Source organism: Leptospira bouyouniensis, assembly GCF_004769525.1.
GTDB lineage: Bacteria > Spirochaetota > Leptospiria > Leptospirales > Leptospiraceae > Leptospira_A > Leptospira_A bouyouniensis.
In genome coordinates this window covers 313061-331423 of record NZ_RQFT01000008.1, presented here as the reverse complement: position 1 = coordinate 331423, position 18363 = coordinate 313061, and the positions used below count along the sequence as shown (strand labels likewise).

17 protein-coding genes are annotated in these 18363 nt (G+C 34.7%); 8 read left to right on the top strand and 9 right to left on the bottom strand.

Features of this window, described 5'->3' with window-relative positions:
- Position 1 precedes the first annotated feature (1 nt).
- From EHQ43_RS09890 to EHQ43_RS09880, 3 genes are all read left to right on the top strand, one after another.
- A complete protein-coding gene (locus EHQ43_RS09890) occupies positions 2-769 on the top strand; it encodes a response regulator transcription factor (protein ID WP_135740507.1) in 768 nt (255 codons plus the stop codon).
- Positions 770-976: 207 nt separating this feature from the next.
- The gene (locus EHQ43_RS09885) at positions 977-1996 is read left to right on the top strand and encodes a hypothetical protein (protein ID WP_135771071.1); all 1020 of its coding nucleotides are present in this window, start codon (positions 977-979) and stop codon (positions 1994-1996) included.
- A 317-nt stretch (positions 1997-2313) separates the two neighbouring features.
- The gene (locus tag EHQ43_RS09880; protein ID WP_135771070.1) at positions 2314-3327 is read left to right on the top strand and encodes a hypothetical protein; all 1014 of its coding nucleotides are present in this window, start codon (positions 2314-2316) and stop codon (positions 3325-3327) included.
- A gap of 80 nt (positions 3328-3407) precedes the next feature.
- Here EHQ43_RS09880 and EHQ43_RS09875 read toward each other — a convergent pair whose 3' ends face one another.
- The 7 genes from EHQ43_RS09875 to EHQ43_RS09840 all read right to left on the bottom strand — a co-directional run bounded on the left by EHQ43_RS09875 (position 3408) and on the right by EHQ43_RS09840 (position 9912).
- A complete protein-coding gene (locus EHQ43_RS09875; protein WP_135771069.1) occupies positions 3408-4442 on the bottom strand; it encodes a DUF5777 family beta-barrel protein in 1035 nt (344 codons plus the stop codon).
- Positions 4439-4993, bottom strand: a complete 555-nt coding sequence (locus tag EHQ43_RS09870) for a YceI family protein (RefSeq protein WP_167481779.1) — start codon at positions 4991-4993, stop codon at positions 4439-4441. The genes EHQ43_RS09875 and EHQ43_RS09870 overlap by 4 nt, the downstream gene beginning before the upstream one ends.
- Positions 4990-5418 (bottom strand): LIC11213 family lipoprotein, encoded by a 429-nt coding sequence (locus tag EHQ43_RS09865; RefSeq protein WP_135740512.1) that lies wholly within the window; start codon positions 5416-5418, stop codon positions 4990-4992. Before EHQ43_RS09865 ends, EHQ43_RS09870 begins: the two co-directional genes overlap by 4 nt.
- 932 nt (positions 5419-6350) lie before the next feature.
- Complete coding sequence (locus tag EHQ43_RS09855) at positions 6351-7583, bottom strand: adenylate/guanylate cyclase domain-containing protein (protein ID WP_135740513.1); 1233 nt, start codon at positions 7581-7583, stop codon at positions 6351-6353.
- A 103-nt stretch (positions 7584-7686) separates the two neighbouring features.
- Positions 7687-8046, bottom strand: a complete 360-nt coding sequence (locus EHQ43_RS09850; protein WP_135771067.1) for a hypothetical protein — start codon at positions 8044-8046, stop codon at positions 7687-7689.
- A 443-nt stretch (positions 8047-8489) separates the two neighbouring features.
- Positions 8490-8876, bottom strand: a complete 387-nt coding sequence (locus tag EHQ43_RS09845) for a hypothetical protein (protein WP_135740515.1) — start codon at positions 8874-8876, stop codon at positions 8490-8492.
- 214 nt (positions 8877-9090) lie between these two features.
- On the bottom strand, positions 9091-9912 hold the full coding sequence (locus tag EHQ43_RS09840; RefSeq protein WP_244242743.1) for an ankyrin repeat domain-containing protein: 822 nt from the start codon (positions 9910-9912) through the stop codon (positions 9091-9093).
- A 216-nt stretch (positions 9913-10128) separates the two neighbouring features.
- Here EHQ43_RS09840 and EHQ43_RS09835 point away from each other — a divergent pair, with 216 nt between their 5' ends.
- The 3 genes from EHQ43_RS09835 to lsa20 all read left to right on the top strand — a co-directional run bounded on the left by EHQ43_RS09835 (position 10129) and on the right by lsa20 (position 13208).
- Positions 10129-11040: a thioredoxin domain-containing protein gene (locus tag EHQ43_RS09835; protein WP_244242742.1), complete on the top strand. Its 912-nt coding sequence runs from the start codon at positions 10129-10131 to the stop codon at positions 11038-11040.
- A gap of 65 nt (positions 11041-11105) precedes the next feature.
- Positions 11106-12578: an NADase-type glycan-binding domain-containing protein gene (locus EHQ43_RS09830; RefSeq protein ID WP_135771065.1), complete on the top strand. Its 1473-nt coding sequence runs from the start codon at positions 11106-11108 to the stop codon at positions 12576-12578.
- Between the two features lie 6 nt (positions 12579-12584).
- A complete protein-coding gene (gene lsa20 / locus EHQ43_RS09825; RefSeq protein WP_135740518.1) occupies positions 12585-13208 on the top strand; it encodes an LIC11469 family lipoprotein adhesin Lsa20 in 624 nt (207 codons plus the stop codon).
- Between the two features lie 74 nt (positions 13209-13282).
- Here the strand turns inward: lsa20 and EHQ43_RS09820 are convergent, their stop codons facing one another.
- The gene (locus tag EHQ43_RS09820; protein ID WP_135771064.1) at positions 13283-14506 is read right to left on the bottom strand and encodes an FAD-binding domain-containing protein; all 1224 of its coding nucleotides are present in this window, start codon (positions 14504-14506) and stop codon (positions 13283-13285) included.
- A gap of 168 nt (positions 14507-14674) precedes the next feature.
- Between EHQ43_RS09820 and EHQ43_RS09815 the strand changes: the two genes are divergently transcribed.
- Positions 14675-15274 carry a GyrI-like domain-containing protein gene (locus EHQ43_RS09815; protein WP_135740520.1) on the top strand — a complete coding sequence of 200 codons (600 nt, stop codon included), beginning with the start codon at positions 14675-14677 and terminating at the stop codon, positions 15272-15274.
- Between the two features lie 297 nt (positions 15275-15571).
- Positions 15572-16117, top strand: coding sequence for a TetR/AcrR family transcriptional regulator (locus tag EHQ43_RS09810; RefSeq protein ID WP_135740521.1), 546 nt, complete (start codon positions 15572-15574; stop codon positions 16115-16117).
- Here EHQ43_RS09810 and EHQ43_RS09805 read toward each other — a convergent pair.
- Positions 16104-18353 carry a fatty acid desaturase gene (locus tag EHQ43_RS09805; RefSeq protein WP_135771063.1) on the bottom strand — a complete coding sequence of 750 codons (2250 nt, stop codon included), beginning with the start codon at positions 18351-18353 and terminating at the stop codon, positions 16104-16106. The two genes, EHQ43_RS09810 and EHQ43_RS09805, sit on opposite strands and share 14 nt — an antisense overlap.
- Positions 18354-18363: the final 10 nt, after the last annotated feature.

The window sequence follows — 18363 nt, the reverse complement described above, 5'->3', positions numbered from 1 at the left end:
AATGAAAATTTTAATATTAGAAGATGAGCCAGTTCATGCAAAATTTCTTACGAAATTATTAAATATAGTTTTGGAATCTACAATAAAAGAAATCAAACATGTAACCTCTATTGATGAAGCGGATAAAGAATTAAAATCCTCACCAATCGATTTACTTTTTTTAGATCTTAATATTTTTGGATTCGATGGTTTTGATATATTAGAGAGAATCCCAACAATTTTTACGAATACGATTGTAGTTTCAGCAAATACTGATAACGCCATTCGTGCATTCGAATATGGTGTAATTGATTTTATCCCGAAGCCTATTTCGGAAGAACGATTGCGGTTGGCATTGGAAAGACATTCTCTTTTTGCGATCACCTACCAAAAAGGAGCTGACCAACAAAAAAATGTGAAATCTCGTTTATTACAAGTGGATTTGGATCGAGTTCAGAATCGACTATTGCATTTAATGGAGATAGAAAAAATATATTTAAATGAGGATTTAACTCTCGAAGTTCTAGCCGAAGAATTGGAGTTACACCCGAGACAACTATCTGAATTTTTAAACGGTAAAAAACAAACAACTTTTAACTCCTTTTTACACAGTTATCGGATCAAAGAGGCAAAAGAACTTTTGCTCAAATATCCAGAAAAAAATGTAAGTGACATTGGTTTTGAAGTTGGTTACAAATCACTTTCCAGTTTTTACGAAGCATTCAAAAAAGAATTAAAAATTACGGCATCGGAATTCAGGCAAAAAAATTCAATCTCCGAAACCACATAACAGAAAATAGATTTTTTGGATTCGTTGATGTAATATTTTTTCTTACATTAATACTTACGAAATAGAGAAAATCATATTTCAATTTGATAAAAAATTAAATTCCTCTCCTGATTCCCGTCCCAGGAAGACAGAAAATCCAAAACGGATTAGAATCATTATGATTCGATGATGAATCGAATTCTATTATGTTGTTCAGGAGACTTACTCATGTTTAAGGCAGTGGATTACGTTAGCCGTTCGTTCCCCTTTCAAAAAAATAAAAGTTTGGAACATATGTTTTATTTAACATTTTTCTACTTTATGCTATTTCTTTCGTTATTGTTTCTCAATTGTGCACAGGAAGAACAAAAATCAGAGCAAACCAATACCCTTGGTTTATTGGGTTTGGCATCCGGAAATCAAACACCCACAAACTCAGAAACAGGTCAGCCAGAAGGAGGATTGTTACCTCCAATCCCACCCGTTGTGGGTCCACCTGCCAATCCTGGCCAACCTCTGAATGCTCCGATCCTGAATGACCCTCAAACACAAGTGAACAATGCACCGTTAGCTGAAGACCAATATGGACTTTATGGTAAAATTCTAATTGATCAAATTAGTTTCCAACTACCAGTCCATGACCAAACAACGATTACTGCCTATATCGGGAAACGAAATTTGAGATTGGAACCTGACGGAACCGTTGTGAATGCAACAAATTTTAAAACCTTTACTCCTGCCAATCCAAATCAGGGAGGAACTGTTTGGTTTAGTTTTATCCATCGTTCCAATCAAAAACAAAAACTAATTCTAGTAGCAAGGAATGAATTTGGTTCGTCTTCGAAAGAAATCAATTTTAGTCACAACCGGGACTGCGGTGGAGTGGCTCTTGCTCCCACTACTTATGGTAATTGCAACGGACAATGTATTGAAGTTACGAATGTAGCCGGACAATGGAATTTTAAAGCAAAATACAATCATGTCGGTCCTGGTATTGTTTATTCTATGATAACGATCCAAGGAAATACACTCAAGACAGGTGGATTGTTGGGATATGATGAATCTGAATACATCTGGGATTTGACTCATGGACCAAATTATCCCTTAGTAGTTGCTCCAATTTCATCAACGATAGGTCCTCTAGTGAATGAATATACCTGTATTGGTTTACAAAGTATTATTTACGTCGAAGATGAAAATGGAAACCTTAATACCTCTATTTTATCGGAAAAAGCTCGGTTCGAATAATCGGGATTAAAGCATCGGAATTCAATACCAAAGGAGTATAACTCCAATGGTTTTTTTTCCGATGTCGACTTTGAATCGTTTTATAATGTAAATTATCTTTCAACGTTAAAGCCAATTGTCTACTAAATTCCAAGGTTCTTTTCTGTAATATTATTTCTTACGTTATTACTTACGAAATAGAGAAAATCGTATTTCAATTTAATAAAAAATTAAATTCCTCTCCTGATTCCCGTCCCAGGAAGACAGAAAATCCAAAACAGATTAGTATTGTATAGATTATAAATATAAATCATTCATTTGATTCAGGAGACTTACTCATGTTTAAGGTAAAAGATCTGGTTAGTGGTTCAATCCCCTTTCAAAAAAATAAAAGATTGGAACATATGTTTTATTTAACATTTTTCTACTTTATGCTATTTCTTTCGTTATTGTTTCTCAATTGTGCACAGGAAGAACAAAAATCAGAGCAAACCAATACCCTTGGTTTATTGGGTTTGGCATCCGGAAATCAAACACCCACAAACTCAGAAACAGGTCAGCCAGAAGGAGGATTGTTACCTCCGATCCCACCCGTTGTGGGTCCGCCTGCCAATCCTGGCCAACCTCTGAATGCTCCGATCCTGAATGACCCTCAAACACAAGTGAACAATGCACCACAAGCTGAAGATCAATATGGAATTTATGGTAAAATTCTAATTGATCAAATTAGTTTCCAACTCCCAGTCCATGACCAAACAACGATTACAGCCTATATCGGGAAACGAAATTTGAGATTGGAACCAGACGGAACTGTTGTGAATGCAACAGATTTTAAAACCTTTACTCCTGCCAATCCAAATGTGGGAGGAACTGTTTGGTTTAGTTTTATCCATCGTTCCAATCAAAAACAAAAACTAATTCTAGTAGCAAGGAATGAATTTGGTTCGTCTTCGAAAGAAATCAATTTTAGTCACAACCGGGACTGCGGTGGAGTGGCTCTTGCTCCTACTACTTATGGTAATTGCAACGGACATTGTATTGAAGTTACGAATGTAGCCGGACAATGGAATTTTAAAACAAAATACAAACATGGTCCCGGTATCACTTTCGCTAATATAAGTCTCTCAGGAGTTTCACATAGCGCATATCCATTTGGCTACGATGAATTCCTTTATCTATGGGATCCAGCGAATGGACTTCCTTTGCCTGACGGAATTTTTTCGCTTTCTACAACGCTAAATCCTATAGTGAATGAATATTCTTGTATATTATTACAAAGTTATGTATTCATCGAAGACGAAAATGGCAATTATAGTATTTTTTATTTAGAAAAAAGCGCTCGGCTCGAATAATCGGAATTAAAGCATCGGAATTCAATACCAAAGGAGTAAAACTCCAATGGTGTTTTTTCCGATGTCGAATTGGAATCTTTTTATAAAGAAAAATATCGGTGAATGTTAAAACCGATTGTCCATTCTTTTTTATCGTAGTTGTAATCAGCACCACGCAGGAGTTGGGTGTTAGCAAGGGAACGACTGTTGGTCACAAAAAACTGAAAGACATGCCCACCCGTTTCAAAATCGATTCCCGTACTGAATGGTACAGATGTATATTCTACAGGTTTCGACAGAATTACATTATTTATAAAAGCATCTTCAGCCTTTCCTCTTGCGATCAAATCATTCACTTCTGATACAGAATACTCCTCGCTACCAATCTTCGTTTTCCGATCCTCATTTCTATATGAATCACCTACGTAATCTCTTTTGGGAGTAAAGATAGCAGCGAACGTAAAGTCTACTCTCTTAAAGAGATGAAGACGAAAGGATACATCCAAACCCGTTCTATCGTTAGACAGATTTTCTTTTACGTAATTTCTATGAACAAACATGGGAGATACTTGAATCGAAATTAAATCATTAAACCGCCGCGAAATCAGCATAGACGCTAATGTACTTTGGCGATCTGAATCACTCAATTCATAAGTATTAAATCGTTTTTCAAGATTGGAATCCAAAGATGGATTTCCTGTCGAAGGCCGAAGGTAGGGTCCAAAAAATTGTTCTTGTTTGGAAGTTTCTTGGCCAAACGCACCAAAAAAACTAATCGTCAAAGGAAAATCAGAATCTTGGGTCAACAAACGAACCTTTGATCTAGCTTCATATGTTTTTTGAAAAGGGGTTCTTGCTAGCCCAACTGATATACGATCTGAAATTCCGTAGTCCAAAGAAAGTTGCGTATTAGCTCCTTGGTCCAACCCAAAAAAATCATAGAAAGTGGACTTTGCATCTCCGAAGCGGTGGTTGATTCGAAAATCAATTCCGTTTTTGCCAACGTCTTCCGTACTTGGCATATGAATCAAACTAGTACCTAAAAAAGCAGTTTTTCTAAATTCTTGGGAGTCAATTGGGGAGACTAACAATAGTATAATGAGTGAGAGAATAAAACGATAAAAAAGTTGATTCATTCTTGGTATGTCCATAAAATTTCTGATTCGATTTGGATCGTATCGTTTAGTTTTAAGATCACTAAATGAGGTATTTCGATTTTAAAATCAGTTAGAAGAATTTGAAAATTTGATCGGATCAAAAAATCTTTTTCACGTGTTTCAATACTTCCATGGATTTTAAAATTCTTTTTAGTGACTCCGTGGAGAGTGAGATCCCCTTCAATTTCAACTACCTTAGATTGAATATCCCAGGTTGTAATCACACCATTGAAGATTGAAGTTGGATACTGTTCCGATTCTAGATAGTTCTCATGCATATGACGATTCATCAATCGATTCGGAACATTTATGTTCTTCATCTCGATTTGAATGGATACCTTCTTTGAAACCATATTTGCAGACCCGGAAACATTTGTTATGTTTCCTCGAATCGTTTCTTGGGGTGCCTCACTTAAAAATTGAATCTTAGCAACTTTCACCACCAGTGATTTGGTTTTTGTGTCTGCAAATAAATTGGTTGTTAATATCCAAAAAAGAAGAAAAAGAATCTTCTTATGAAAGAGCTTCAGGGGTTCCCACCTTTTAGTGTCCAACAATAGATTGCTTTATTGATTGCATTCGTATTATAAATTCGCATGGATCCTGAATTGATTTTATTAAATAATAAACTTCCCTTTGGGTTTCCAACCGTAATCCTATTTCTAGTGCTATTGTAAGAAGTGATGTCAAAACCTGCATTTGCATTACCTGCGTTATGACAATTGGAACAAGTAGCTGTTGTTCCCGCTTGGCCAAGTGATGCGAATGTTGGCGCAGGGTCAGTACAGTCTGCATCAGAAATTTCTGCAAGTGGCGCACTTGAACCGAGTAACAAAGCATAATATTGTAATATGCCTTCTTTGTCAGAACTCTTTTCGTTTTTGCAACTTACGAAAAAAGAAAGAGTAAAAAGGATAACGAGTACAATTGGTTTAAACATTTGAATTTTTGACATAAAACTACCTTTTAATTTTTTTTGATAACCGATACATCGAAGACGATGGTTCGGGGCTAAATTTCTAATTTTCCAAAATTCAATTTTGGAAAAACCTTCTGTTTTGTTTTTAAAGACCTTTCAAACATTGATCGCGAAACAATATTAAATTGGTCACCGGATTTACTGAAGCTTGGATTTGTTTGATCCGGCAATTCAGTATCAGGATTTCTTAAATCGTATTTGAATAATTTGATGTTAATGGAAGTGGAGCAAAAAAATGACTTATCATATCAACTTTTTTATCCTCAGAACAATTCACCAAAATTATACTAAACATTAACGTGAACAAAATTAAACTCAACGTAGGGACCGTTATAGTTTTTTCTTCTCTATTTGTTTTCAAGTTATCCTCCATAGAAAAATCTAAAATATCGATGAATTGATGTTACTATATTGATTCTAAACTGTCGTCCTGGGACGGGATTCAGGAGAAAAAAATATTCTAGAACCCAGACTATATAGAATTTGTAGTGATTGTATTGACGACGAAAAGTAATGATGAAGCAGCTAACTACAATTAATTTTGAGTTACTTTTTGTTTTAATGATCAAATGAAGGAGGAACAAAATCATTGGACTCCTGATTCCCGTCCCAGGAAGACTGGACTGTATAAATCCATCGAAATGAAAAAGATTTCAGATAGAAATTGATCTAAAGTTGGGTGAGTCTTCTTTGTTTAATGAAATAAGATTTATCTTAATAAGTCTTCATGCTGTAATAAGAAATTTAATCGATCAGAACCTTTATCTTTCTATACTTTGGTTGTGGTATTAAAGCATAGCGCACGCATGATGTGGATCTAATATATCCGATGGTTGGAAATTATCTTAATTATTACTTGTTACACATTTACGAAGAGAATTTTAAAGGTAATTGATTGATAACTAATATCACAAACAAACTACTTCATACACTGTGATTGGTTTCGATTTTCCTTTGACAATGACTTGGTCAATTTCTCTTATTTCAAAACCATCTTCGAGGGAATATTTGCCTGCAACTTGTTTGTATGTGGCTTCAGAAATTAAGATTGGGCAATTATAGTGTTTTGTTAAACCTTCAATCCGAGAGGCTAAGTTTACATTGTCTCCAATGACAGTGTAATCCAACCTTCGATCCGATCCAATATTACCTACAATTGCTTCTCCTGTATGAATTCCGATTCCTACATTTATTTTGTCTTCAGGATTTTTTTGTTTCTGATTTAAGGACTCTATTTCGTGCATCATGGCAACTGCAGTTTTTACGGCGCGGAGAGCATCGTCATCTCTTTTGAATGGAGCACCGAATATAGTCATGATTGCATCACCGATAAATTTATCTATCGTACCGTTGAATTTGAAGATGACATCAGTCATGCGAGATAAATAGTCATTTAAAAATGCAACAACTTCTTCAGCAGACCTTTGTTCTGAAAATTTTGTAAATGCACGGATATCTGAAAAAAGAATTGTGACTTCTTTGTTTTCGCCTCCAGGTTCTAGTTGAACTTTATTTTTATAGAACTCACCTACTAACTGTGAAGGAAGGAATCTTTCCATCATTTGTTTGGTATTGGCTTCTTTTACCATTTCAATATTTGATACCGTTGTCACATAACCAATAGCTAACAACATTCCCAAACCAAAAATCATGGGAATCAAATCAAATGGATATCCATCACCTAAACCAACTGAAACAACCATAAAGTATATAAAAGCTAGGATTGCGCCGTATATGGTTCCTGTCTTTGAATGCCTTAATAAATTGAGTTGGAAAATAAAAATGGCGCTTGTCATTGCAATAAAGTAAATCAGGCCATTTGATTTTATGATTGTTGGATCTAAAAACATCATTAGTCCGATGATGAAATAATCGAATGCAATAGTGAAAAATTTTAAGTAAGGTTTATAAGGTAAAAAATTAACAAAAATTAAAACGATACTCGCAAAAACGAGAAACGTCAAATCTAGTCCAACTGTGATCAAACTTGGTGTGACAATTGTATAACTGATCCATCCAAGATACGATACAAAATCTAAAATAGATGTGATTGAAAATAAAGCAAATCGGACAAGCGCTACTGTTTTTTCATTTTTCATCTCCCTAGCGATTAGGATCTCATCAACTAACGAATGTTTCATCTATTTTTCCAAAAAATACTGATTTTACAGTGAAACTACCAAAAATCGTGGTGGTCTCTCCATGGTTTGTGGTAACAATCGTCATGATAAAAGAGGAGTTGGGTTATGGGCGACTCAAATTTATTCCATACTTCCGGAATAGTTCAACTGCTTCCCAAAAAACTTCTGACGTTTGTTCTTTCAAAATTTTTAAAAGTAAGATGAGTGCTCTTTCATTCCCTGCAACTGCTTTGTAAGCGATAAAAAAAGCGATCAAATCAAGTTGGTTTTTGAAATTAGTCTGTTTTGTTTGTTTAGATTTCCAATCCTTCCAAAAATTGGAGCGTTGTAATCGATATCGTTCTCGGAGGAAGTAAAACAAAAATGGAAACACTTCCATTATTTTAAGAGAATTCCAAATGGTTTTTATGGTTTGCCATTGTATTCTTATCGATAAAGAAAATTGATTTATAGGTGAGGCCATGGTATTGAATTCCAAAAGTTGAATGGCGAGTTTTATTTTAATCTCAATTTCACAGTTTTAAATCAATTTGTTTTCCAATAGAGTATTTATTAAATGTTTTATTTGGAAAATATGGTATTTATGTCCATTCATAAGAAAGAAAATTATTTGAGTCAGTTATTATCGATGAACTTAAGGAATTCGAGAGATTACTTTCCTTCTTTAGAAAATTGACCGTATACTTCTTTGACATCAAGGATTCGAATATCATAAGGAAGCTCTATAGCCATCATCGATTTTTGTATTGGAAAAGAATCTCAGAAAATAGAAATGGATGTAGGAAAAATAGGAATCGATTTTTGAACATTCTTGTTTCTTTTTGAAAAACTATGCAATGGGTTGTATGAGAAGTTTGTCATTGTAGAATAGAAAGTTCAAAATCAATACCAATCATTCAAAATATTTTATTTATTTTTTGGCTTAAAGACTAAATACAAAACAAAAATCAATACGAGTATGGAATCAAAAACAAGTGCGATTCCAGACTTTGCAAAATAGGCTTGTCCATATACTAAATTCAACAAAACAAATGTACTTTTGCTAATTGAAGCTGCAACTAACACTAGATTACGATTTGGTTCATTGTAAGCACCATAAACTAGCATACCTCCAATTAAGGCAATTAGAGCACCCCAATTGCGGACAATGATATTGGCTAAATTTCCATCTAAAGTTTCTCCGAAGGTTAAACTTTGTCCTAAGGAAGGGTTTAAAGTTGATAAAATCATGGAACAAGTAACAATACCAGATCCTACCATGATCCATTTGATATTTGAAACAATTAAATTCATTCGATACCTCGCTGCTAAAGAAGAGCAGATGATTCAATAATTTGCGAGATTTTTTTTTCTAAAGAAGGAAAATTCTGAATCGTGAAATGAACTTTAAGTGCATTTGTTCTTCTATGTTTACAATTGATCGTGTTCTTTCCGTTAATAGTTATCGCGAATGGAAAGTTACTATGATGAGGTTTGATTTGTTTTACAAAATTTGTATTGTTGGTATTTATTTTTTCTTTGAAAATTTCTTTAAGTAAATGGCGATTTCATCGGTTTCCGGTGAATCGTAATAGTCATTGATAAAATCAAAAATGGTTTTACCTTCTTTGTCTTTTGAATTAATATCGGCTCCGTTTTCAACTAAAAATTGCACCAAAGGTTTGTTTATTGTTCTTGCCTCGACTAGTATTCGTAAGATCGATTTCCCATCTTTATCTTTTGCATTCAAATCAGCACCTTTTTTAATCATGTATTTGATTAAATCTAAATTAGGAGATTCTTTGGTGGTTAGATACATAAGTGCTGAATAATGATATTTATCTTTAACGTTGATCTTTACTCCTCGATCAATGAATAGTTGGATAATCTTGAAGTTGGTTGGAGTTTGGCTACTTGCAAATGTGAGCACTGTTCCTCCTTGCTTTGAAAATTCTAATTCCAATCCGTGGTCTAACATCATTTTCACGAGATCGTATTGGTTATTTGCGATTGCCGATTGGACGGCATGTCTTCCATTCGTATTGGTAACATTGACATCTGATTTGTTTTGGATTAAAAAACGGGCAATGTTGACTAAATTCCGATCCAAAGCATAGAACAAAGCAGTTTCTCCTTTTTTATCTTTTGCTTCTAATGGAACACCTGCCTTCACAAGTTTTTGGATTTTTTCCATGTCAGCTTGAAGCACTGCCTTGTGTAGATCAGGCAATTTACGATTTTCTATGTAATCTTGGATACCTTTGGTCGTCTTCGAATAACTTTTGTCAACTGCATCAATGATGAGCATTGGTGAAAGGATGATATAATGATACCATTCTAGTTTTACCATGTCTTTACTTTGGGAAAAAAGAAAATTGGGATAACAGAGAAAAACCAAAAGGCAAAAGTAACAACATTTTTTTTGTGAAATGTTGGTTTGAGATCCTTTTGCCTTCATTGTGAATGAATGAAACATAGAATATATTGTCTTTTCAATCAAAAAAATAATTGAATTAATTGGAAAAATTGTGGAGGCAATTTTACCAATGGTTTATACATTTATCTTGTGAACCTTGTATTGATTCCTTTGTTTTTTTTTCTCTTTTCTTGTGGAGGTTCTCCTACCGAGACTTTATACCTTCCAGAATCATTACCCTCAGAAGATACAATTAAAGAAACTCTTTCATCCGATACCCATCTTTCGCTGTTAAACGAGAAGGCGACTTCCTTAGGTAAAACTTTACAAGAATGGAAAGAATGGGAGAAATCACTTGTCACGGACAAAGAGATCAATACCTATTGGCAGACTGAAAAAAAACAATTCCACAGTAGTTTCCCAGATACAGATGCAATCGATCGTATCCGTGAATCCATTCGGATGCGTATTGTTTGGAGTCGAATCTTTCACAAAACAAATCTTAGTTTCAAACAAAAACCAACATACCAATCGAAATCGAACATACTATCAAAAATTAATCTTCAAAATTCACCTAGGTTTGGAAAAATGAATTCAAAATGGGTAATTGTCGAATGGAGCGATTATCTTTGCGGATTTTGTAAACAAACATTTCCCCACACGAAAAAACTATTATCAAAATACAAATCTGAGATAAATTATATACACAAAGATTTTCCATTAGACGGTGACTCGGATGAAAGTTTGATTCCACTTGCTGTTTCTCGATGTTTATGGGAAAAAGATCCAACTCATTTTTCTGATCATATGGAATTGTTATACCAACATGCTAAAAAAATGACTAAAGGAGAAAACATTCAAGTCAGCCAGTGGGATTTTTTTGAAGAATGTAATTCAAAGAATTCTAATGCTCGTTATCTTAACTTAGTCAAAAACGATTGGGAGGAAGCTAAAAAATTCGGTGTAAATTCTGTCCCTACATTTTGGGTCAACGGGAGATGGATTGTTGGGGCCTTGGATTCAGAAACTTGGGAGAAAGTATTGAAAGATACAAAACCTTAAAAAAATTTCTTGCCTTTTTTTCGTACATTCGGTTCTTATTAATCCACATTTTCAAAGGACTAACAATGAAATTCAAAACCAGCCTATTTTCTATTTTGATTCTAATGGCCTCATTCACTCTTAATTGTGGGAAAAAATTACATTTCTCCATGGTGACATCCACATCTATGGACAATGGTCTCCCCTTCTTAGTGTTAGATGAGAAGGAATGGAAAGCAGAACCTGGGGCCGAATTTGTCAAACTGCATTTTTATGCAGATAATGCATTTAGTTTGAGCCAAGTATCAATCCAATCTTGTAATGGTGACTTCAAAGATCGAATTGCAGCTTATGTAAACTTTGATGAAGTTTACGCAAGTACTGACATTGAAAAATCCAATTCGGATGTTATATTTGATCCGGTCGTTCAAGCACGATCAGTGACTTTGAATTTCCAAAGGAATCAAAATATTTGCATAAAATCCGTTAAGTTTTACGACGAAAAGAAAAAATCATACAGAACATTTTCACCTGAAATAGTTTCTGGAAAAGTGACTGCATCGGAAACAGCAGTACCTGAGCCAACATACTCCGTGATGAATTTATTTGATTCAAAATATGAGAATGGATATTCATCTGTCAAAGGTGGAGTAGGTGTAACGTTAAACTTTGAATTTGAAGAGAAACAAAAGATTTCCGTGATTAAGATTTGGAATGGTTACCAAAGATCGGATGTTCATTGTATCAAAAATGGTCGAGTCAAATCGTTTTTGTTAACAGGCGATGATGGCTATTCTGCAAAGATTAACGTGGAAGATACAATGGGAAGCCAAGAGATCCAACTTCCAACTACCTTTAAGGGCAAAAAATTGACCATGAAAGTGGAAGAAATTTATCCAGGGTATAAAGAAGACGGAATCGTCTTATCCGAATTACGTTTTGGTCATGATGGTGATTGGATTGCCTTTGACACTCTTCCAAAATCAAAAGATACAGCATCAAAGAATTTTGAATCTTTTACTAAAGCATCTCTTCGGATGGTGTTAAACCGTGGTTTGACTGGTAGAGAAGTGTATGCTGTCTCAGGTGAAGAAACAGTGTCGGATCAACCAACAGGTGCTGATAACCAAGTGCCAATTGAAGAAACTATGGATCCACCAACCTCTTCTGATTGGACCATTCGATTGCGATCTGATGGAACATTCTTTTTGGAAGGATCAACTGCTCGAACTAATTATGATGCGGGAGAAGAAAGTTCAAATCGATTTTATGGACTTGGTAATTATGAAGTCAAAGAAATGACTCCTGGGAAAATTCAACTTCGTATCTTCGGATTTTTGCGAAAACAAACATTCACAAACTTTTTAGATTATGGTGGTGGAGACTGTAATGGATGTGGTAGGGATTGTAACATTGTGAAAAATCCTGATCCCAATAATACAGAAAAAATATTCCAAGAGTTTGTAACCTTACAGATTAAAGGGAAACAATTTTATCTCATCAATTCTAAAAAAACGGACAATTTAGATTTTTCAACATTGGAACTTAATTTAGAGTAGAGATTTATGATCATTGGTTTATTTCGTCATTCGATTGTTAGCGTAATTTTCTTTGCATTGAGTATGTTCATTTTGAGCTGTAGTGAAAAAGAAGATAAACTAATGCACGATCATCACCAAACAACGGTGACGAATCCGCAACCAGCAAACAAAGTGAAACTTGATGTAAAATGGGAATACACATCTTTACCATTGGAAATGGAGATTCGAGAGCCAAGTGGTGCACAATCTTTAACACTCTGGACTACAGGTACTGTGCAAGAGGGGAAACGGGCTCCTTTCGGAGACCCGATCCCAGATGCTCAAATTGTGTTGAAACCTGGTTCTAAAAAACAATTTTTACTCGTAATGAAAAATACAACAGAGAATCCTGTTTATTTTTTTGCAGCACCACATTCAGCCATGCCTGTTGAACATAGTTTTGGATTTAAATTCAAGTGTTTATGTGTTAATCATGCGTTTAGTATTCCACCTAACGAAACATGGTATCGTGTCGTAGAAATACGTTTAGCACCTGATTTTTTAGGTGATTCATTGGTACTTACTCATAATTTAATTGGGATCAGCCGAGAAAGAATGTTACAATTTGAACAAAGTGCAAGTAAGTCAATCCAGAGTGAATTGGATTAATTAACTTTTTTAGTTTGCAATTGTAAGTTTTTGTTAATCATCTAAGTTTTGATTTTGAAATCAATCACTAGACATCATTGATCAAATAGATTAGGATTCTGAAACTCGCCTATTCGATTCAATTTTTTTTCACATTTTTTCCAATAAGCAAAAAAAGAAGGGTAATAACCTTGGACATCCGGAAAAATCCAATCTCTAGGTTCTTCTTTTCCCACATATTCTTTGTTTGTTGGGTGTTCTTTCCAATAGATTGTTGGTCTGAATGATTGTACTTGTTCTAACAAATCATCCCATTCTCCCCAAAAAAATTTGATATTTGGAATATTGAGAGCCAAAGAATGTATAAAATCCAAAGTTTTATGAGAAGAAGGAAACTGCTTAAAAAAATGAGGGCGCATCATGAAAACACGATGAATCTTAATATCTTGTTTCCAGTTTGGATCTAAATTATAAAAATCATACAAACAAATTGGTAAAGGTTGATCCAATCTTAATGGATTTTCGGTATCGCAGAAAGTGTCAAAAATTCCATTTTTTTGATATTCCCTTTGTTTGGATTTGAACCATTCTTTAGTTGAGTGAAATGCATTTGTTAGATCCCAGTCCATAAGCGACTCCAATTCTTTAGGAATGATATCTCTCTTTTGCAATTCATCGTAAGAGAAATCTAAATAAGTATTAAAATCATTTGTTTTTAAATATCGATTAATATTCTCTTGATTTGCGAAGTATTTCCTTGAGCTAAATGCACCTGAGATCCATTGCCAGCTGCAATTGTTACTTGCGGCATCGGCATCTAACAAGTGGTAATACATCCATTGCGATGGTTTTTCCCAATAGGCACCACCAATATTACAAACTATGGAAGCGATATACATTCTGACATGATTATGGAGATAACCTGTTTCATAAAAATCGATTAATTCATGATCAATTCCTGGAATTCCGGTATGAATAGACTTTTCTAAGATAGCTATCGGAATTTGCTTATGTTTAAAACCTGGTTGTGGTTGTTTTAAGTCATAAAAAATACCTTCGCGTTTATTTCTCCAAACTTGTTGGAAATAATCTCTCCATGTTAATTCCTGCACAAACTTAGTGATTTGGTAAGGTTTGAAACCTAATGAAACTACAGATTGAAATACTTGTTTGGTGGAAATAAAACCGCGTGAAATATATGGAGATAACAATGAAACTGCTCCATCAATATAATTTCGGGAACTTCCGTATTGAATTGGATCGATCGACTTAACTCTCGATTCTATGGAAGATAAATCTGTAGGGAAAGTTACTTTCAAGATACCAATGTTCCTTCTATTTTTTCAGCAATGCTTTCTAAACTTAGACATAACACTTTCACGAGTGACTAAATTTATTGACAATGATTCTTTGGTTTTATAAAGTCAGAACGAATTTTATATCAAGATAGAAGTAACACTAGAATTGAAGGTGATTAGGAGAAAATTATGAAACTACTTTTCCGTTTTGGAATAGGAATAGGAGTCCTTCTCGTGGTAGGAATTTCCTTTTATGCTTATATGGGTGGATTCAAACAAGTGGAAGTCACTCAGGAATCATTTGGACCTGAAGAAATATTTATCTATCCGCACAAAGGTCCCTACCAAAATCTAAAAGATAGTTGGGAAAAATTCCAAAAAGATTGGGAATCAGTTGGAATCACTGAATGTAATAGTTTAGCAGTGTATTTAGACGACCCCAATACACCACCCGAACAATTAAGATCTGTTTTAGGGTGTCGGATGGATGGATTGACTGACTCACAAATGAAGTCTGTAAAGAGTAAATTTGTAACGTTTTCAATTCCAAAAATGAATTGTTTATCGGCTACTTTTCCATTCAAAAATGTACTCTCTTATTTTCTAGCTCCTACCAAAGTATATCCAAAATTCCAAGAAAGTCTTCTACGTGAACCGAAAGAAACTTCTGTAGCGATCGAAGTGTATGGTGGATCTGCAAACTTTGTAGATAAAATTGATTTTTATATGCCGATTGGTGTGAAGCGGGATGTATTTTCTCCTTTAGAAACATTATTTATATCAAAATAATGCTATTTATAAACAAGAGTCTGATCGGTTAAATGGACTCTTGTTGTCAATACGATTAACTTAACAAAGTTTATGATTCACCTTCCCCTTATGAAAAAACTTAAATAGAATCAGATCAAAATTGTTTTGGATTTTGTATCCATTCGGTGTTTGAAATCTAAAGAGAAACCAAAAAGATTCTTACTTGATGTTCTTTTAGCAAAGTGAATAGTATCCTTGTTGAAAGTTTTGTTTTTTCAGCATGTGAAAAAAAATAACAATCAAATACGAAGAGTCTTTTGTCAGTAGGTGGTAGATATGCCAAAGATTGTGGATCATAATCTTTATCGAATTGAGTTACTTTCTAAATCCCTTCCCATTTTTGTGGCAAAAGGGGTAGCTTCTGTTTCAATGAGAGAACTTTCCAAAGAACTGGGTGTGTCAACAGGCACATTATACCACTACTTCCCAACGAAGGAATCTTTGTTTGCTTCGATGGTGAAACATTTAGTTTCTTCCGATGCAGAGGAAATCGTGAAGTTATCGGAAGAAACTAAAAATCTAGATGATATACTACAATTTGTCACACAAAAGGAAGGACATTTTTTAAATTTAATGTTACTTGCTGTTGATGTAAAAAGACATCATTCGAATTCTAAAGATTTACTCCAAGTAGTTGATGATTCGTTTTTAGCTTTCGAAACAGTATTAAATCGTTTTTTTCCTCTAGATTCAAATGGAAAAGGAGGAAAAGCATTCTTAGCATTTTTTGTCGGAATCCTATTTTTGAAATCAAACGTAGAAGAAAAAACTTCTTGGGTCGATTTGTTCGATGGACTCAAACAAATAATTAGTTTGTATTAGTTGATTTGAATTTCGCAATACCACTGTTTTCATTTGCAATTCTGGCAAGTTCGAGTTCTTCTTGGCTTGCAAATTTTCGATCCCATTCAAGTACTTTCGGCGTCATTAGATGATGCCATAAAGGAGGGATCAGAGCGATCACAATTGTTGTCAGATAACCACTAATCATCATTGGAGCATTGGGATAGGGTCTCAGATTTTGGTATGGCACTTCCCCTTGAGCGTGGTGGTGTGAGTGTCGCGTTAAATTGAACATAGTCCAAGAACTAATTCGTTTATTTGTATTCCAAGAATGTCTAGGTTGCACAGGTTCTTCTGGCATACGAACCATCCCGTAATGCTCCATATAATTAACAATTTCAAGTAGGCTTTTTCCAAATAAACCAGATGTTATAAAAAATAACATTCCAGGAATGCCTCCAATTAGATATGATAGTAATACTAAACAAACACTCATTAAATGTCCACGAATGAAAGCGTTATGGTAGGAAAAGATAGATACGTTTTTTCTTTTCAAACGTTTCACTTCGATTTTCCAAGCACTAATGTTCCCTTTAATTGTTGAAGCCAAGATATGATAGTATACATTTCTTCCACGTGGTGCTGTTGCAGGATCTTCAGTTGTGGATACATAACGATGGTGACCATACACATGTTCGATAGAGAAAATTGTATCAAAACTAAATGCTAACAACCAACGACCAATGAACATTGATATGGCGTCCCAAGTCCGGTGTGTTAATTCATGGGCAGTAATAGTTCCAACGAGTCCGATCATTAAGCCAGTTAAGAAGATAGCATAAACATGAACAATGGAGGAAGTGTTTTCCTTTGCTAAATTGAAATCAAATCCAAAAGTTTGAGTTAACCAAGACCCAAAACCAAAAGTATCAGTTGGACTGACTGTCCATACGGAACAAAAAAAGATCAAACATAAGATAGGCAAAGCCATCCAAAGTTGAAGTGTTAGTACTTCTGGTTTTGTGTAGTTTGGAGTATCCTTATCATCCCCAGAAAACGCATCTCCTATGATATAAAAAAATAAGAGTGAAAAAAAACCAAATGTAGTGTAACTTCCACCTAGTAACAAACTTATCATCGAAGAGATTGCTACTGCATGGAATAAAAAGAATTTTAAGTAATCGAAAATTTTTGCTGCGGATCTTGAGTTTTGATCATCAATATTTAAACTCAAACTATGATCAATTGTTGTAAATCGATCGGCATAAATTGAACGTTTGGAAATTCCACATTGGACAAGTTCTTTTTTTGCTGTGTCCACCATGGGAGGAGGTCCGCATAAATAAGCTTCTGTTGTATTGTTTATGTGTTCTTTGATTAAATTGGTAACATAACCTCTTTGTCCTTTCCAAGAACTTTTTTTGGGTTCATCAGAAAGGATCGGAATGAATGTAAATTTACCTTTCCACTCCTTCCCAATCTTTTGAATTTCCTTAAGTTTATATAAATCTTCTTTGGTTTTAGCTCCAAAGAGTAAGGTCAGCGGTCGTTTGGTACGAGCTAAGATTCCTTGTTTTAATATGGCAAGTATTGGTGCAAGTCCGCTACCTCCAGCTATCATGAGAATTGGTCTTTTACTATCTCTTAAATAAAAATCTCCAAATGCTCCTTTTAATTTTATCGATTTGCCAGCGAGATTGTAATCAAAAATATAATTCGACAATTTTCCATCGGGAACTTTACGTATGATGAATGTAACTATTCCCTTTTGGTTAGGAGGGTTTGCAATGGAATAATTTCTTTCTACGTTTAATCCTTCAATCGTAAGAGAAACATATTGTCCTGCGATGTAGGTCAGTGGTCTCTCTAATTGAATAGTGATTTCACATATATCATGTGTTAAATTTTTTTGATTCGTTATTTTCCCTGTGATTGTTTCTTTACCAGTTACACGAATCTCAACATCCGTTTTTGGAATACTTTGGCACGCAAGGATATACCCTTCGTCCAATTCTTCATCGGAAAGAATATACCCGGTTTCGGTCAGTTCTTTAACTTTTCCTGCAACTAATTGGCATTTGCAGGTTGCACAACCTCCTACGCGGCAGCTATGGGGAAAATCAAATCCTTGCCGGATCGCAGCACTGAGTATGTTTTCATCTGCCTTGGCATATAACTCAACTCCGTTGATTTTGACTCGTTGATTGCCTTCATTTGCCCCTGTCAGTAGATTTAAGTTCTCTTTTTGGATGCCGGTTCGATCTGTTAGAAACATAATTGTCTCC

Excerpts from the sequence above, each read along its gene's own strand:
- EHQ43_RS09890 (WP_135740507.1), top strand. The coding sequence starts at position 2 with ATGAAAATTTTAATATTAGAAGATGAGCCAGTTCATGCAAAATTTCTT.
- EHQ43_RS09885 (WP_135771071.1), top strand. The coding sequence starts at position 977 with ATGTTTAAGGCAGTGGATTACGTTAGCCGTTCGTTCCCCTTTCAAAAA.
- EHQ43_RS09880 (WP_135771070.1), top strand. The coding sequence starts at position 2,314 with ATGTTTAAGGTAAAAGATCTGGTTAGTGGTTCAATCCCCTTTCAAAAA.
- EHQ43_RS09875 (WP_135771069.1), bottom strand. The coding sequence starts at position 4,442 with ATGAATCAACTTTTTTATCGTTTTATTCTCTCACTCATTATACTATTG.
- EHQ43_RS09865 (WP_135740512.1), bottom strand. The coding sequence starts at position 5,418 with ATGTCAAAAATTCAAATGTTTAAACCAATTGTACTCGTTATCCTTTTT.
- EHQ43_RS09855 (WP_135740513.1), bottom strand. The coding sequence starts at position 7,583 with ATGAAACATTCGTTAGTTGATGAGATCCTAATCGCTAGGGAGATGAAA.
- EHQ43_RS09850 (WP_135771067.1), bottom strand. The coding sequence starts at position 8,046 with ATGGCCTCACCTATAAATCAATTTTCTTTATCGATAAGAATACAATGG.
- EHQ43_RS09845 (WP_135740515.1), bottom strand. The coding sequence starts at position 8,876 with ATGAATTTAATTGTTTCAAATATCAAATGGATCATGGTAGGATCTGGT.
- EHQ43_RS09840 (WP_244242743.1), bottom strand. The coding sequence starts at position 9,912 with ATGGTAAAACTAGAATGGTATCATTATATCATCCTTTCACCAATGCTC.
- EHQ43_RS09830 (WP_135771065.1), top strand. The coding sequence starts at position 11,106 with ATGAAATTCAAAACCAGCCTATTTTCTATTTTGATTCTAATGGCCTCA.
- lsa20 (WP_135740518.1), top strand. The coding sequence starts at position 12,585 with ATGATCATTGGTTTATTTCGTCATTCGATTGTTAGCGTAATTTTCTTT.
- EHQ43_RS09815 (WP_135740520.1), top strand. The coding sequence starts at position 14,675 with ATGAAACTACTTTTCCGTTTTGGAATAGGAATAGGAGTCCTTCTCGTG.
- EHQ43_RS09810 (WP_135740521.1), top strand. The coding sequence starts at position 15,572 with ATGCCAAAGATTGTGGATCATAATCTTTATCGAATTGAGTTACTTTCT.
- EHQ43_RS09805 (WP_135771063.1), bottom strand. The coding sequence starts at position 18,353 with ATGTTTCTAACAGATCGAACCGGCATCCAAAAAGAGAACTTAAATCTA.